The sequence below is a fragment of the Streptosporangium nanhuense genome (genome assembly GCF_059358815.1).
Window position 1 is genome coordinate 27,995 of sequence record NZ_JCADBG010000012.1, and the last position, 13,253, is coordinate 41,247.

The following is a 13,253-nucleotide window of genomic DNA, read 5'->3' on the forward strand; positions in this document are numbered from 1 at the left end:
CAGACGCGCGACCGGTGGAACAGGACCCGCCGGGTCCACCTCGCGGAAAGGCCCCTCGGGTCCCCTCACGAGCGCCTCGAAACGGACCCGTGCCCGGTTCGGGGCATCGACGACGCGCGTTCCGCGAAGCGTTCTTCACCTACTGCAACCGCAAGCACCGCCACTCGGGGATCGGGCCGCACACCCCGGCCCCGGCGCGTTTCGGCACCGCAGCCCAGATCCGTACCTGGCGGACCGTCACGCCGGAGGCCGCCTACCAGGCCGCCCCCTGCCGGTTCCGCGAAAGACCGGTTCCACCCGCGATGCCCACCACAGCGTGGATCGACGATCCCGGCAAACGGGAGACGCGGCCACCGGACAACTGAAGCGACCGCTGAAGCGACCGCGCCTCACCAAACTTGACGAGTTCCGTCGAGCCAGACCCGGTGCTGTGACCGGAAAGGTTCACCGGGTTGGCATACAGGACGCTCATGCCGGTTGGATGGCGCTGATCACGTTCGATCGACACCCAGGAGGTCAGGTGGCGCAACCGGTCAAGGTCCGCGGGATCACGGATCGAGAAGGGCAGAAGCTGCCACGGATCGTGCGGCGCGTGTCGGCCGACTTCCTGGAGAGAGAATGGTTGTAACCGGGTCGCACATCGTGGACCACTTCACGCTCGGCGCTAATCCCGCCCTGGGCTGAATGGAAATCAAGCACGTGAACCGAAATATTTCTCAACCCCGATAACCTCATCCCCCTATGCGCGATAAGTCCAGTCCGCACGACAGAGCAACAATGACATAAGATCACCCGGTTATCCTTGCCTCTGAGCGTCAACTCCTTGACTACGCGCGCCAACCGAGGACGTGATCGGGCCGGTGCCGGCGCCGGTGCTCCTGGGGAGTGACTCCGTAGGCGCCGCCGAGGGCGCGGGTGAGGTGCGCGGGGGCGGGAAAACTCCAGCGAGTCGCGATGGCGTGGATCGGCCGGTCGCCGAGGGTGGGTCGGAGAGATCCCGTCGGCAGCACTCCCGTCGCCAGGCGCGGATCTTGGCGAGAAGGCGGACCGGGGTTCTCTTGCCGCACCGGCGCACCCCCGCGATGAGGGTGACGCGAGTATCGGTCAGGGCCTCCTCGACGAGTCTTTCCGCACATCGTGGAACGACCCTGCCGAGAGGAGTCCGTGAGCCGCCGACCACGGGGCGAACATGTCACAGCATGAGGTCTGGTGACAGGACGGCCGCTGGGTCACCGGCGGGACAGGCGTTGGTTCGGTGGTGGATCGGTCGCCCATCTCCTGGCGGAATGGTCGCTGTCCCGGTGGTGGATCGGTCGCTCATCCGCTGAAAGAACAGCCGCTGACAGCGGGCCGGGATGGTCGCCGGCCGGTCCCTGATCGGCCGATGTGAGTATGACCGTGCCGCAGGAAGGCAGGGGAACAGGGCGGGGAGTCCGGCGTCGCGGCGGGAGGGTGGGGCGGGCGAGGAGCGCCGCCCCGGGAGTGGGCCGGGGCGGCGGTCGGCGCCTCGGTGGGCGCAGCCGTACGGTGAGAAGCTACTCGGCGGCGGCGAGCTGGCCGCAGGCGCCGTCGATCTCTCGGCCGCGGGTGTCGCGGACCGTCACCGGCACGCCGTGATGCTCCAGGCGCCGGACGAAGGCGCGCTCGTCCTCGGGGCGGGAGGCGGTCCACTTCGAACCCGGGGTCGGGTTGAGCGGGATCAGGTTGACGTGCACCAGCTTGTTCTTGATCAGCTTGCCGAGCAGGTCGGCGCGCCACTCCTGGTCGTTGATGTCCTTGATCAGCGCGTACTCGATGGAGACCCGGCGCTTGGTCCTGGCCGCGTAGTCCCAGGCCGCGTCGAGGACCTCGGCGACCTTCCAGCGGGTGTTGATCGGCACCAGCGTGTCGCGGAGCTCGTCGTCGGGCGCGTGCAGCGAGAGGGCCAGCGTCACCGGCAGGCCCTCGGCCGCGAGCTTGCCGATCGCGGGGACCAGGCCGACCGTGGAGACGGTGACGCCGCGGGCGGAGATGCCCAGGCCGTCGGGGGCGGGCTCGACCATGCGGCGGACGGCGCCGATCACGGCCTTGTAGTTGGCCAGCGGCTCGCCCATGCCCATGAAGACCACGTTGCTGACCCGCCCGGGACCGCCCGGGACGTCACCGGCCGCGAGCGCGCGGGCCCCGGCCACGACCTGCTCGACGATCTCGGCGGTGGTCATGTTACGGGTGAGACCCGCCTGGCCCGTGGCACAGAACGGGCAGTTCATGCCGCATCCGGCCTGCGACGACACGCACATGGTCGTACGGTCGCTGTAGCGCATGAGGACCGACTCGACCAGCGCGCCGTCGAAGAGCCGCCACAGCGTCTTGCGGGTGGTGCCCGCGTCGGTGGTCATCTCCCTGACCGAGGTCAGCAGGCTGGGGAACAGCGCGCCGGCGAACTTCTCCCTGGCCGCGGCCGGAAGGTCCGTCATCAGCTCGGGATCGCCGTTGAACTTCTCGAAGTAGTGCCGGGAGAGCTGGTCGGCGCGGAACGGCTTCTCGCCCAGCTCGGCGACGACCGCCCGGCGCTCGGCCATGGTCAGGTCGGCCAGGTGGCGGGCGGGCTTGGCCCGGCGCGGCGCCACGAAGGTGAGCTGGCCGGGTACGGGGGTCCCGGACGGGCTGACGGTCGACAAGTCCAACGCCTTCTCTCAACGGTTACGCGAATGCTCGAAGCGGTGCCCGACAGTGATCTAGAGTCCGGGGGTATGGCGACAAACCGCCCCACGGGCCCCGCAGGAGAGCGGGGAGACGGCGTCGAGGTCGTGCTCACCGACGTCAATCCCTACGGAAGCCGCACCCTGGTGGTCGAACGCGACGAGACTTCCTCGGTAGCTTACCTGTGCGGGCCGGGGGGAACGGTGCACGGAGCCGTCTGGCTCGCCAACCACCGCCCGGCCCCGGACGGGATCGACCCCGATCGCCTGAACTCCGAACTGCCGCCGATGGCCCCGAGGGCGAACACCCGCCACCCCGGCGGCAGAGGCCCCCTGGGACCGCTGCGGTCGCTGTGGTTCGAGGAGGGCGACGGCGTCGCCCTGTACGAGAACGACGAGCTGCTCGCGGTCATTCCGGGATGGGCGGACATGAGCCGGGGAATGCCCGGCTACTCCCGCGACGCGCTCGGCGAGTCCCCGTTCGCCTGGTCGCTGGAGGAGGCCCACGAGGGCCTGGCCTCCCGGATCTCCAAGGCCCGCGCCTACTGGGAGTGGCGCGCCGGAGACGGCTCCTGGGCCACGTTCCAGCAGTTCGTGATGGGTCACCTGGACCGCAAGGTCGGCGGCGCGGGCAGGTTCTGGGACGCCGGAGGCGAGCGGATGCCCGCGGTGGGCATCACCGAACGCCCCCCGGAGCGGGACAGGGAGCACACGATCCTGTCCACGGTCGGGATGAGCTGCCAGCGGATGCCCACCGTCGAGCAGTACATCGACCGCCCTGACGCGTACGCCCGGGTGGAGCTCGCCGTCGCCGCCCCCGGCGACGCCCGCGACGCGGCCCGGCTCTTCCTGTGGCTGGGGCAGTATCCCTGGCACTCGGTCACCTGGCTGGGCCACGGCCACACCGCCAGGTGGTACCACCGGCCGGAGACCTTCCCGCTCGGCTCCGCCTACGGCGGCGTCATGATGCTCACCGGGCTGCCCGGACTGCCCGACCTGTCGGGCTTCTCCTTCGGCGGTGACTCCGTGCAGTGGCTCTGGCTCGTCCCGGTCACCCCGGACGAGCTGAGCCTGGTCTCGGCCGAGGGCTACCGGGCGGTGCTCCCGCGCCTGTCCGCGACCCGGCTCACCCGGGCGGGCTGACCCCGTACTCGAACGGTCAGACCAGCAGGGTGAGCAGCACCCAGACCGGGATCAACGCGGCCACCATGGAGTCGAGCCGGTCCATCATGCCGCCGTGGCCGGGAAGCACGCTGCCCATGTCCTTGACGCCGAGGTCGCGTTTGATCACCGACTCGACCAGGTCGCCCAGCGTGGCGAAGACCACCACGACCGCGCCGATGAGGACGCCCTTCCAGATGTCGTCCTCCAGCAGCCACGCCACCAGCCAGCCGCCCACCGCCATGCAGGCCAGTGCCGACCCGGCGAAGCCCTCCCAGGTCTTCTTCGGGCTGATCACCGGGGCCATCCTGTGCCTGCCGAGGGAGATCCCGGCGAAGTATCCGCCGATGTCGCTGGCGGCGGTGGTGGCGATGAAGACGACCACCCGGTCCGGGCCCTGGTCGGGGTCGGCGAGCAGCAGCGCCACGAACCCGGCGAGCAGGGAGGGGTAGACGACGACCAGGATGGTCGCGGTGATGTCGCGGACGTAGTTCTCGGTGCCCTGGAACATCCGCCAGATCATCAGCACGAGCACGGTCATCGCGAAGACGCCGACCAGCCAGGCGGTCCCGCCCCAGGCCGAGCCGGTCACCTCACCGCCCCAGTAGGCGCCGACCAGCATGGCGGTCATGCCCGCCAGGACCGGGACGAGGGGGACGGTGATGCCCCTGGCCTCGAACGACCGGACCAGTTCCGTCACGCCGATGCCCACCGCCGCGATCAGCACGGCGAGGAAGAGCACCTTCACGAAATAGAGGGAGGCGATGATGACCGCCGCCAGGGCGAGCCCCACCGCCACTGCGACGGGGAGGTTCCGGCCGGTACGGCTACTGCCCGCCACGGGTTCCACAGGGGGTCCTACTTTCATACCTGCACAAAATCCTTGCCCCGTGCGGACGGCGATGGCTCACACGGCCCGCACGGGACAAGGATCGTGGTTCAGACCTCGAGCAGCTCGGCTTCCTTGTGCTTGAGCAGCTCGTCAATCTTGGCGACATGCTTCTGGGTGAGGTCGTCGAGCTCCTTCTCCGCCCGGCGCACCTCGTCCTCCCCGGCCTCGCCATCCTTGATCAGCTTGTCCAGGGTCTCCTTGGCGTTGCGACGGATGTTGCGAATGGAGACCTTCGACTGCTCCGCCTTGTTCCGGGCGACCTTGATGTACTCCTTGCGGCGCTCCTCCGAAAGCTCGGGGAAGGCCACACGGATCACCGCACCGTCGTTACCGGGGTTCACACCAAGATCCGAGTTACGGATCGCCTTCTCGATCGCGGCCATCGAGCTCTTGTCGAAGGGCTGGATGATGACCATGCGCGCCTCGGGCACGTGGAACGAGGCGAGTTGCTGAATGGGGGTGGGCGTCCCGTAGTACTCAGCGCTGATCTTGTTGAACATCGACGGGGTGACACGACCTGTGCGGATGCCCGCGAAGTCGTCCTTCGCCACCGACACGGCCTTGTCCATCTTTTCCTCGGCTTCGAGGAGGGTTTCGTCGATCACAGCGGCTCCCTGTCTTCTCGGTCACTCCCCATCCTCACGCACTTCGCGGGACGCCATCACGCCGGAGGCCCGCCCTGGACCGCCACGGTCGCGTACCGCTCAGCTCGCTACGTCAGGTTCGCATCCTGTCCTCTGGTCGCTCACCACTCCTCACTCGCTTCGCGGGACGCTCATACCTCGCGTACCACTCCACTCGCTGCGTCGGGTTCGCTTCCTGTCCTCTGGTCGCTCACCACTCCTCACTCGCTTCGCGGGACGCTCATACCTCGCGTACCACTCCACTCGCTGCGTCGGGTTCGCTCCCGTTGCCGTCTCGGCCCTGTCACCGAGCCGGCCGGTCACCCTCCGGCCTGGTCACCGTGGCCGGCCCGGTCATCGTGCCGGGCTCACCAGTGTGCCGATCTTCTCACCGCGTACCGCCCGCAGGATGTTGCCCTCGCCCATGAGGTCGAAGACCACGATGGGCAGGCTGTTGTCCATGCACAGGCTGATGGCGGTGGCGTCCATGACTCCGAGGCCCCTGGTCAGCACCTCACCGTATTCGAGATGATCGAACCGGACGGCATCGGGGTTCTTGCGGGGGTCGGCGTCGTAGACGCCGTCCACCTGGGTGCCCTTGAGCAGCGCCTCCGCACCGATCTCCAGCGCTCGCTGCGCGGCGCAGGTGTCGGTGGAGAAGAACGGCGAGCCGAGCCCCGCCCCGAAGATGACCACGCGGCCCTTCTCCAGGTGGCGGATGGCGCGGCGGGGCAGGAACGGCTCGGCGACCTGCTGCATGGTGATCGCCGTCTGGACCCGGGTGTCGATGCCCCGCTTCTCCAGGAAGTCCTGGAGGGCCAGGCAGTTGATGACCGTGCCGAGCATGCCCATGTAGTCGGCCCTCGCGCGGTCCATGCCGCGCTCGGACAGGGCGGCGCCCCGGAACATGTTGCCGCCGCCCACCACGACCGACACCTGCACGCCACCGCGGACGGCCTCGGCGATCGAGTCGGCGAGATGGCCCACGACGCCCGGGTCGATGCCCAGCGGCTCGCCTCCGGCGAACGCCTCACCGGACAGCTTCAACATCACCCGCTTCCAGCGAAGCGGGTCCGAGTACGAAGAAACCGCCGGCGTAGCGGGTCCTGGATTCTCCTGCACGGCGGCGGCCTCCTCGTTTGGTGCTCTGCTTGAAGAGCGGATGTCAGGGATTAGGCCTGGCCGACCTTGAAACGGACGAAAGCCTGGACCTTGACACCATTCTCGTCCGCGAACTTCGCGACCGACTTCTTGTTGTCCTTGACGAAGGACTGCTCAAGGAGGGTGAAGTCCTTGTACCAGCCGTTGATCCGGCCATCGACGATCTTGCCGACGGCGGCCTCGGGCTTGCCCTCCTCGCGGGTCATCTCCTCGAAGAGCGCGCGCTCCTTCTCGATGACGTCGGCCGGGACCTCGGCGGGGCTGAGGTACTTCGGCGCCATCGCGGCGGCGTGCTGCGCGATGTCCTTGGCGACGTCGGCGTTCGAGGAGTCGAGCTGCACGAGCACGCCGACCGCCGGGGGAAGCTGGGGGTCGGTCTTGTGCATGTAGGCGCCGATGAAGCCGCCCTCGAGCACCGCGAACCTGCGGATCTCGATCTTCTCACCGAGCGCGGCGTTGGCCTCGTCGAGGTGCGCCTTGACGCTCTTGCCGTCGAGCTCGGAGTCGAGCAGCGAGGGCACGTCGGACGGCTTGGTGGCCAGGATGTGGTCGACCACCTGGGCCGCGAGCTCCTGGAAACGCTCGCCCTTGGCGACGAAGTCGGTCTCGCAGTTGAGCTCCAGCAGCGCGGCGGCGGACTCGCCGTCCTGCTTCAGGGCGACCAGGCCGTTGGAGGCGGTGCGGGCCTCACGCTTGCCGACGTCCTTGGCGCCCTTGAGGCGGAGGATCTCGACCGCGCGGTCGAAGTCGCCCTCAGAGGACTCGAGAGCCTTCTTGCAGTCCATCATGCCGGCGGCGGTCAGCTCACGAAGCCGCTTGACGTCGGCCATGTTCACGGAAGCCATTGTCTTTTCCTCGTGGGAATCGTCGTGGATCGGGTGGGTGCCCCCGACTGAGCGGCACCCACCCGGAAGGGTCTTGCGGGTCGTACGGCCGGGGCCGTACGGAAGTGACCTAGGCCTGCTTCTCGGTCTTCTCGGCGGTCTCGTCCTCGGCGGCGGGAGCGTCCGTCGCCTCGGCCGGAGCCTCCGCGGTCTCGGTCTCCGTGACCTCGGCCTCGGCGGGGGCCTCGGCAGGGGCCTCCGCGGCCTCGGTCTCGGTCGCCTCGGCGGCCGGGGCGCTGTCGGCGCCGCCCGCGAGCAGCTCCTGCTCCCACTCGGCCAGCGGCTCGGCGCCACCGGCGACGGCCGGCTTGTCGTCGCCGCGGTTGGCGCCGGCGCGGGCCATGAGACCGGCGGCGACGGCGTCGGCGACGACGCGGGTCAGCAGGCCGACGGCGCGGATGGCGTCGTCGTTACCCGGGATCGGGTAGTCGACCTCGTCGGGGTCGCAGTTGGTGTCGAGGATGGCGACGACCGGGATGTGAAGCTTGCGAGCCTCGCTGATCCCGATGTGCTCCTTCTTGGTGTCGACGACCCACACGGCGCTGGGGATCCGGGACATGTCCCGGATGCCGCCGAGGGTGCGCTCGAGCTTCTCCTTCTCGCGGCGGCGCATGAGGAGCTCCTTCTTCGTGAGCCCCGAGGCGGCCACGTTGTCGAAGTCGAGCTCCTCCAGCTCCTTCAGGCGCTGGAGCCTCTTGTGCACGGTGGAGAAGTTGGTGAGCATGCCACCCAGCCAGCGCTGGTTGACGTACGGCATGCCGACGCGGGCGGCCTGCTCGGCGATGGCCTCCTGGGCCTGCTTCTTCGTGCCGATGAACATGATCGTGCCGCCGTGCGCGACGGTCTCCTTGACGAAGTCGTAGGCCCTGTCGATGAAGGCCAGCGACTTCTGGAGGTCGATGATGTAGATGCCGTTGCGCTCGGTGAAGATGAAGCGCTTCATCTTCGGGTTCCAGCGACGGGTCTGGTGGCCGAAGTGCACGCCGCTTTCCAGCAGCTGTCGCATGGTGACGACGGGGGTGGACATTGATGTCCTCCAGATCGGGGCGCCCATCTCTGGGCGCTGTTCTCGGTTGGACGCGACAGCCTGCGGCTGTCGCCCTGATGCCCCGAACAGGATCCAGCCGGGCTCTCGCCCGGACCGAGGGACCCCGGTTCTTGACGGGGCATGCGAAGTCGGCCCATGACTCACAGGCCTCCAAAAGTGTACCCGCAACCGCGCCTCTTCCCGACCTTCGGGCGTCAGGCTGCCTTTACCCGTCGCGTGGAAGGCCGTGCGGCCTGCGCCGGGCGCGGGGGAAGAGGCTGACCTGTGCCTCGGAGACCCTGGCCCCGGGCGGGGCGTCCTCCCGGTCCCTCACGGTGGTCTTGTAGGGGGCGAGCAGCTCGTCGATCCGCTCGTTCAGCACCTTCAGCTCGTCGGCGTCGACCAGCAGGATGGCGCGGTTGAACATCGCGGCCTCGCGCCACTCGCGTGACTCCCGCTCAAGGCCCTCCAGCGCCCTGCTCGCCTCGTCGGCCGCCTGCTCCCGGAACGCCTTGATCAGGAATTCCTTGGCGCTGCGCACGTCCGGGCCGTCGTCGGGCTCGGGGCTGACGCTGAACCCGCCGGCACTGGGGCGCCACAGGCGCTCCCTGCCGTCACCGCGGCCGTCGTCGCGCGCGGGCGCGTCCTCGACGAAGCCGTACTTGGCGAGCATGCGCAGGTGGTAGCTGGCCGCGCTGGGCGTGACCCCGACGACCTCGGCGACCTCGGTCGCGGTGCAGGGCCCCTCGGCCTGGAGCCGGTTCAGGATCGCGAGCCGCGCGGGGTGCGCCAGCGCGCGCATCGCCGTGGGGTCGGTGAGGGACTTGCGCCTCGGTACCTCGGTCATGTGCAGACCGTACCCACTCCACATATGAAGCATTGCCTTCATAACTGTGAAGGGTTATCTTCACAGTTATGAAGCATTCCCTTCAGAATTGCCGGAAGGCGGAGAGGTGCCGATCCCTATGACGTCCGGGTCCTCCGCGATCGAGCCGGTGCCCCTCAGGAGGCAGCGTGACTACCTGCTCCTGCTCTCCGCCCGCGCCGTCACCGAGACCGGCACCGAGGTCTCCCGGCTCGCGGTGCCGCTGACCGCCGCCGTCCTGCTCGGCGCCTCCCCGGTCCAGATGGGCGTGCTCACCGCCGCTACCTCGCTGCCCTACCTGCTGATCGGGCTCCAGGCGGGGGCCTTCGCCGACCGGCTGAGGCGGCACCGGCCGGTCATGGTCGCCTGCGACACCGTCTCGGCCGTCGCCATGGCCACGATCCCGGCGGCCTGGATCACCGGGGTGCTCAGCGTGCCGTGGCTGATCGCGGTGGCGTTCGTCGTCGGCACCTGCACGATGATCTTCCGGGCGGTCAACTTCCCGCACCTGGCCACGGTGATCCACGAGAGCCAGCGGACCGAGGCGCTCGCGGGCTTCCAGTCGGCCTTCTCGGTGGCGACCGTCGCGGGACCGGGCCTGGCCGGACTGCTCGTCCATCTGATCACGGCCCCGTTCGCGCTCCTGGTCGACGCGGTGTCGTTCCTGGCCTCGGCGTTCCTGATCAGATCGATCAAGGCGCCGGAGAGCCACACGCCCGCCGTTCCGCGCGGCATGTGGACCGAGATCCGCGAGGGCCTGGGCACGGTGGCCCGGCATCCGGTGCTCCGCGCGCTCTGCGCCGCCGGGGTCACGATCAACTTCTTCGGCAGCGTGTACATGGCGCTGTTTGTGATCTACGCGCTCACCGTGGTCGGCCTGCCCGCGGGGCTGGTCGGCGCCATCACCGCCTTCTTCGGCGTCGGCGGCCTGCTCGGCGCGGCCGCCGTCTCGCGCCTGACCCGGAGGTTCGGCGAGAACCGCGTGCTGGTCTGCTCCGTGCTGCTCTTCCCCGTCGACTTCGTGGTCGCCGCGCTCGCCTCGGGGCCGGTGTGGCGCAGCTTCCTGCTCCTGGCCGTCAGCGCGGTGACCTCCGGGGTGGCCGTCGTGGCCTTCGCCGTCTGCATGGGTGCCATCACCCTGCGCGAGACCCCCGCCGAGCTACGCGGCCGGGTCAACGCCACGCAGTCGTTCATGGTCCAGGGGGTTCTCACCCTCGGCGGTCTCGCGGGCGGCCTGGCGGGCGAGCTGCTCGGGCTGCGCCCGGTGTTCTGGATCTCCGCGGCCGGGGTCCTGACCACGATCGTGTGGATCTGGCTCTCCCCCCTGCGCCACTCCTCTGTCCCTGTCCCTGTCCCTGGCCCTGTCCCTGTCGCTGCTCCTGCCCCTGCCTCCGCCGGTGACGAGGCCGCCCCGACCCCATGACCCCGTACGGGCCACTCCTGCCCGCACGGGCACACCCGCACGACAGGTGAGCCCGCACCAGGACCAGGGGTGTGCCCACGGCGAGGCCGTTCGCGGGAGGAGGCACTCGGGAATGCCCGGGAGGCACTCGGGGATTCGCGGGAGGCACTCAGGGAGGTGGCACGGGAGGCACTCGGGGATTCGCGGGAGGCACTCAGGGAGGTGGCACGGGAGGCACTCGGGGATTCCCGTGAACCCCTCGGGGAGGGGTCGTGGAAGAGCCTCACCACCATAAGGGCGGGTGTTCGTCCCGCTCGGGAGGCGGGCTCGACCAGTACGGTGACACACCGTCGACGGTGCCGGGCGGCCGGAGGTGGGTCAGGCGGCCGAAGGCGCTGTCCATCTCCTCGATCATGCCGGTGACGTCGGGCTCCGGTGTGGCCGCTCCGTCGACCCGGCCGAGGCCGTCCAGCCATAGCGCGGTCCTGGCCAGGGAGAGCTCGACCCGCCAGGATCCCCCCTCGGCGGCGCGGCGGAGCAGGGCGGCCATCGCGCCGAAGGCCGCCAGGTGGCCGGTGGCGTGGTCGAGGACCTGGGCGGGCAGCGGGCGCGGCCGCGACCCGTCGCCACCTTCGTGGGCGATACCGGACACCATCTGCACCAGGCTGTCGAACCCGCGCCGGCCCGCCCACGGCCCCTCCGTCCCGTACGCCGAGATGTCGACGCACACGATTCCGGGCCTGATCCCGGCCAGTCTCCGGGGACCGAACCCCAGTGCTTCGAGGGCACCCGGCCGGTAGGACTGCACGAGCACGTCGGCCTCCGCCACCAGGTCGCGCAGCGCGGCGCTCCCGGCCGGAGTCCTCAGGTCGAGCAGGCAGGACCGCTTGCCGAACGCGGTGCCGACCACCAGCCCCGGCACCTCGGGAAGGTGCCGTGCGCCCACCCTGAGCACCTGGGCCCCGTGGGCGGCCAGCGTGCGGGTCGCCACCGGCCCGGCGATCACCCTGGTCAGGTCGAGCACCCGCACCCCGTCGAGCACCCGCCCTCCCCCGCCTCTCGAAGCAGCGGCCCTCGGGCCGCCGGGATCGCCGATCCGGGTCAGGTGGACGAGCGGCGACGCGGCGACCGCCCGGGACTGCGGGTGCTCACGCCATCCGGCGCGGTCGCGCATGGCCGCCGCGCATCCTCCCGCGCTCGTCACCGCCTCCTCCACCTCGACGGCGGCACGCCCCGCGCAGGCGCGTTCGACGGCCTCCCTGCCCGTACCGGCGGGCAGTCCCAGCGCCGCGAGGGCCGCGTCACGGTGATGGTCGAAGTTGCAGTGCAGCCGGACCCAGCCGTCCGAGGTGCGGTAGTCCCCGGAGAGGGGAGCCCACGGATCCACGGCGACCCCGTCGATCCTGAGGCGGCGCTCGTCCAGGAAGGCGATCGCCGCCTCCCGCACGTCCACCGCGGCCTCGCTCCCGCCTCCCCTGAGCGCCGCGGCCGCCGCGGTGGCGGCCCCGACGGCGACGGCGGCGGCGGTGCCCACCCGGAAGACGGAGGGCAGCACCGGATCGTCCCCGCTCACCCGGACCGGCGGCAACTCGACGCCCACCTCCGCGCCCAGCTCGCGAACACGCTCCTCGACCATGTGACCCTCCCCTGCCGCCTGTCCACAGAATCCCATTCGGCCCATCCCTCACCCGTCAAGGGTCTTCATGCTCACAGGCATGAGGTCCGTACACACCGTGAGGCTGCGAGCCCTGCTGGGCTCACTGATCCTGTCCGCACCGGCGGCGGGCGCCCACCACGCCACCGCCCTCCCGCACCCGACCGCCGTGACCGGCCGCGTACACATCGCCCCCGGCAGCACCCCCGGCGCGCACAACACCCCCAGCGCCCCCAGCGCCCCCAGTGCCCCCAGCGCGCACAGCGCGCCCGGTGTGACGGCTCCCGCGACCACCCCCGTGTCCGCCCCCATGTCCGCCCCCGTGTTCGCCCACGCTGGTGCATACGGCCCGGTGAGGACGACGCGTCCGGCTGCGGAGCCCGCTCCCTCCTCTCGCTGGAAATGGCCGCTCGCCGGGCGGCCACGGGTGCTCAGGGGCTTCGCGCCACCGGCGCAGCCATGGCTGGCCGGTCATCGGGGCGCCGACCTCTCCGCGTCTCCCGGAGCCGAGGTGCGCGCCGCGGGAGCGGGAACGGTCGGCTACGCCGGGCCGCTCGCGGACCGCGGCGTGGTGACCGTGCTCCATCCCGGTGGCCTGCGGACGACCTACCTGCCCGTCCAGCCCTCGGTGCGGCGCGGGCAGGCGGTCGCCACCGGCGAGGTGATCGGCACCCTCCAGGACGCCCCTGGCCACTGTCCTGCCGCCTGCCTGCACTGGGGCCTGCTCCGCGACCGCGCCTACCTCGACCCTCTGCTCCTCCTGGGCCACGGCCAGGTCCGCCTCCTCCCCCTGTGGCCCGCTCCGCCCTCGACCTCACGGCCCGTCCCATGACCCGCCGCCCCTCCGCCCGCACGGCCCTCTCCATCTTTGCGACCCGCTCCTGTGCCCCACCCCGACCTCGT

At 70.4% G+C, this 13,253-nt stretch carries 12 protein-coding genes; 4 read left to right on the forward strand and 8 right to left on the reverse strand.

Features of this window, described 5'->3' with window-relative positions; genetic code table 11:
• Positions 1-89: 89 nt before the first annotated feature.
• Positions 90-365, forward strand: a complete 276-nt coding sequence (locus AC5L38_RS22850; RefSeq protein WP_495244870.1) for a hypothetical protein — start codon at positions 90-92, stop codon at positions 363-365.
• 1,170 nt (positions 366-1,535) lie between these two features.
• On the opposite strand, the gene rlmN is transcribed toward AC5L38_RS22850, so the two are convergent.
• Positions 1,536-2,660, reverse strand: coding sequence for a dual-specificity RNA methyltransferase RlmN (gene rlmN / locus AC5L38_RS22855; protein WP_495244871.1), 1,125 nt, complete (start codon positions 2,658-2,660; stop codon positions 1,536-1,538).
• 72 nt (positions 2,661-2,732) lie between these two features.
• On the opposite strand from rlmN, the gene AC5L38_RS22860 reads away from it, so the two are divergent.
• Positions 2,733-3,824: a suppressor of fused domain protein gene (locus tag AC5L38_RS22860; RefSeq protein WP_495244872.1), complete on the forward strand. Its 1,092-nt coding sequence runs from the start codon at positions 2,733-2,735 to the stop codon at positions 3,822-3,824.
• A 16-nt stretch (positions 3,825-3,840) separates the two neighbouring features.
• On the opposite strand, the gene AC5L38_RS22865 is transcribed toward AC5L38_RS22860, so the two are convergent.
• The 6 genes from AC5L38_RS22865 to AC5L38_RS22890 all read right to left on the reverse strand — a co-directional run bounded on the left by AC5L38_RS22865 (position 3,841) and on the right by AC5L38_RS22890 (position 9,276).
• On the reverse strand, positions 3,841-4,710 hold the full coding sequence (locus tag AC5L38_RS22865; RefSeq protein WP_495244873.1) for a phosphatidate cytidylyltransferase: 870 nt from the start codon (positions 4,708-4,710) through the stop codon (positions 3,841-3,843).
• A gap of 71 nt (positions 4,711-4,781) precedes the next feature.
• Positions 4,782-5,339, reverse strand: coding sequence for a ribosome recycling factor (frr, locus tag AC5L38_RS22870; protein WP_495244874.1), 558 nt, complete (start codon positions 5,337-5,339; stop codon positions 4,782-4,784).
• Between the two features lie 372 nt (positions 5,340-5,711).
• Positions 5,712-6,479 carry a UMP kinase gene (gene pyrH, locus AC5L38_RS22875; RefSeq protein WP_386160956.1) on the reverse strand — a complete coding sequence of 256 codons (768 nt, stop codon included), beginning with the start codon at positions 6,477-6,479 and terminating at the stop codon, positions 5,712-5,714.
• Between the two features lie 50 nt (positions 6,480-6,529).
• Positions 6,530-7,363, reverse strand: coding sequence for a translation elongation factor Ts (gene tsf / locus AC5L38_RS22880; RefSeq protein WP_495244875.1), 834 nt, complete (start codon positions 7,361-7,363; stop codon positions 6,530-6,532).
• A gap of 109 nt (positions 7,364-7,472) precedes the next feature.
• Positions 7,473-8,429: a 30S ribosomal protein S2 gene (gene rpsB, locus AC5L38_RS22885; protein ID WP_495244876.1), complete on the reverse strand. Its 957-nt coding sequence runs from the start codon at positions 8,427-8,429 to the stop codon at positions 7,473-7,475.
• 226 nt (positions 8,430-8,655) lie between these two features.
• On the reverse strand, positions 8,656-9,276 hold the full coding sequence (locus tag AC5L38_RS22890) for an ArsR/SmtB family transcription factor (RefSeq protein ID WP_495244877.1): 621 nt from the start codon (positions 9,274-9,276) through the stop codon (positions 8,656-8,658).
• A gap of 118 nt (positions 9,277-9,394) precedes the next feature.
• On the opposite strand from AC5L38_RS22890, the gene AC5L38_RS22895 reads away from it, so the two are divergent.
• Positions 9,395-10,717 carry an MFS transporter gene (locus AC5L38_RS22895; protein WP_495244878.1) on the forward strand — a complete coding sequence of 441 codons (1,323 nt, stop codon included), beginning with the start codon at positions 9,395-9,397 and terminating at the stop codon, positions 10,715-10,717.
• A 262-nt stretch (positions 10,718-10,979) separates the two neighbouring features.
• Here AC5L38_RS22895 and AC5L38_RS22900 read toward each other — a convergent pair whose 3' ends face one another.
• Positions 10,980-12,332 (reverse strand): CoA transferase, encoded by a 1,353-nt coding sequence (locus AC5L38_RS22900; protein ID WP_495244879.1) that lies wholly within the window; start codon positions 12,330-12,332, stop codon positions 10,980-10,982.
• Positions 12,333-12,411: 79 nt separating this feature from the next.
• Between AC5L38_RS22900 and AC5L38_RS22905 the strand changes: the two genes are divergently transcribed.
• On the forward strand, positions 12,412-13,182 hold the full coding sequence (locus AC5L38_RS22905; RefSeq protein WP_495244880.1) for a murein hydrolase activator EnvC family protein: 771 nt from the start codon (positions 12,412-12,414) through the stop codon (positions 13,180-13,182).
• Positions 13,183-13,253 lie beyond the last annotated feature (71 nt).

Bases quoted from the DNA above. Each gene is read 5' to 3' on its own strand.
- AC5L38_RS22860 (WP_495244872.1), top strand. From the start codon at position 2,733: ATGGCGACAAACCGCCCCACGGGCCCCGCAGGAGAGCGGGGAGACGGC.
- AC5L38_RS22865 (WP_495244873.1), bottom strand. From the start codon at position 4,710: ATGAAAGTAGGACCCCCTGTGGAACCCGTGGCGGGCAGTAGCCGTACC.
- tsf (WP_495244875.1), bottom strand. From the start codon at position 7,363: ATGGCTTCCGTGAACATGGCCGACGTCAAGCGGCTTCGTGAGCTGACC.
- rpsB (WP_495244876.1), bottom strand. From the start codon at position 8,429: ATGTCCACCCCCGTCGTCACCATGCGACAGCTGCTGGAAAGCGGCGTG.
- AC5L38_RS22890 (WP_495244877.1), bottom strand. From the start codon at position 9,276: ATGACCGAGGTACCGAGGCGCAAGTCCCTCACCGACCCCACGGCGATG.
- AC5L38_RS22895 (WP_495244878.1), top strand. From the start codon at position 9,395: ATGACGTCCGGGTCCTCCGCGATCGAGCCGGTGCCCCTCAGGAGGCAG.
- AC5L38_RS22900 (WP_495244879.1), bottom strand. From the start codon at position 12,332: ATGGTCGAGGAGCGTGTTCGCGAGCTGGGCGCGGAGGTGGGCGTCGAG.
- AC5L38_RS22905 (WP_495244880.1), top strand. From the start codon at position 12,412: ATGAGGTCCGTACACACCGTGAGGCTGCGAGCCCTGCTGGGCTCACTG.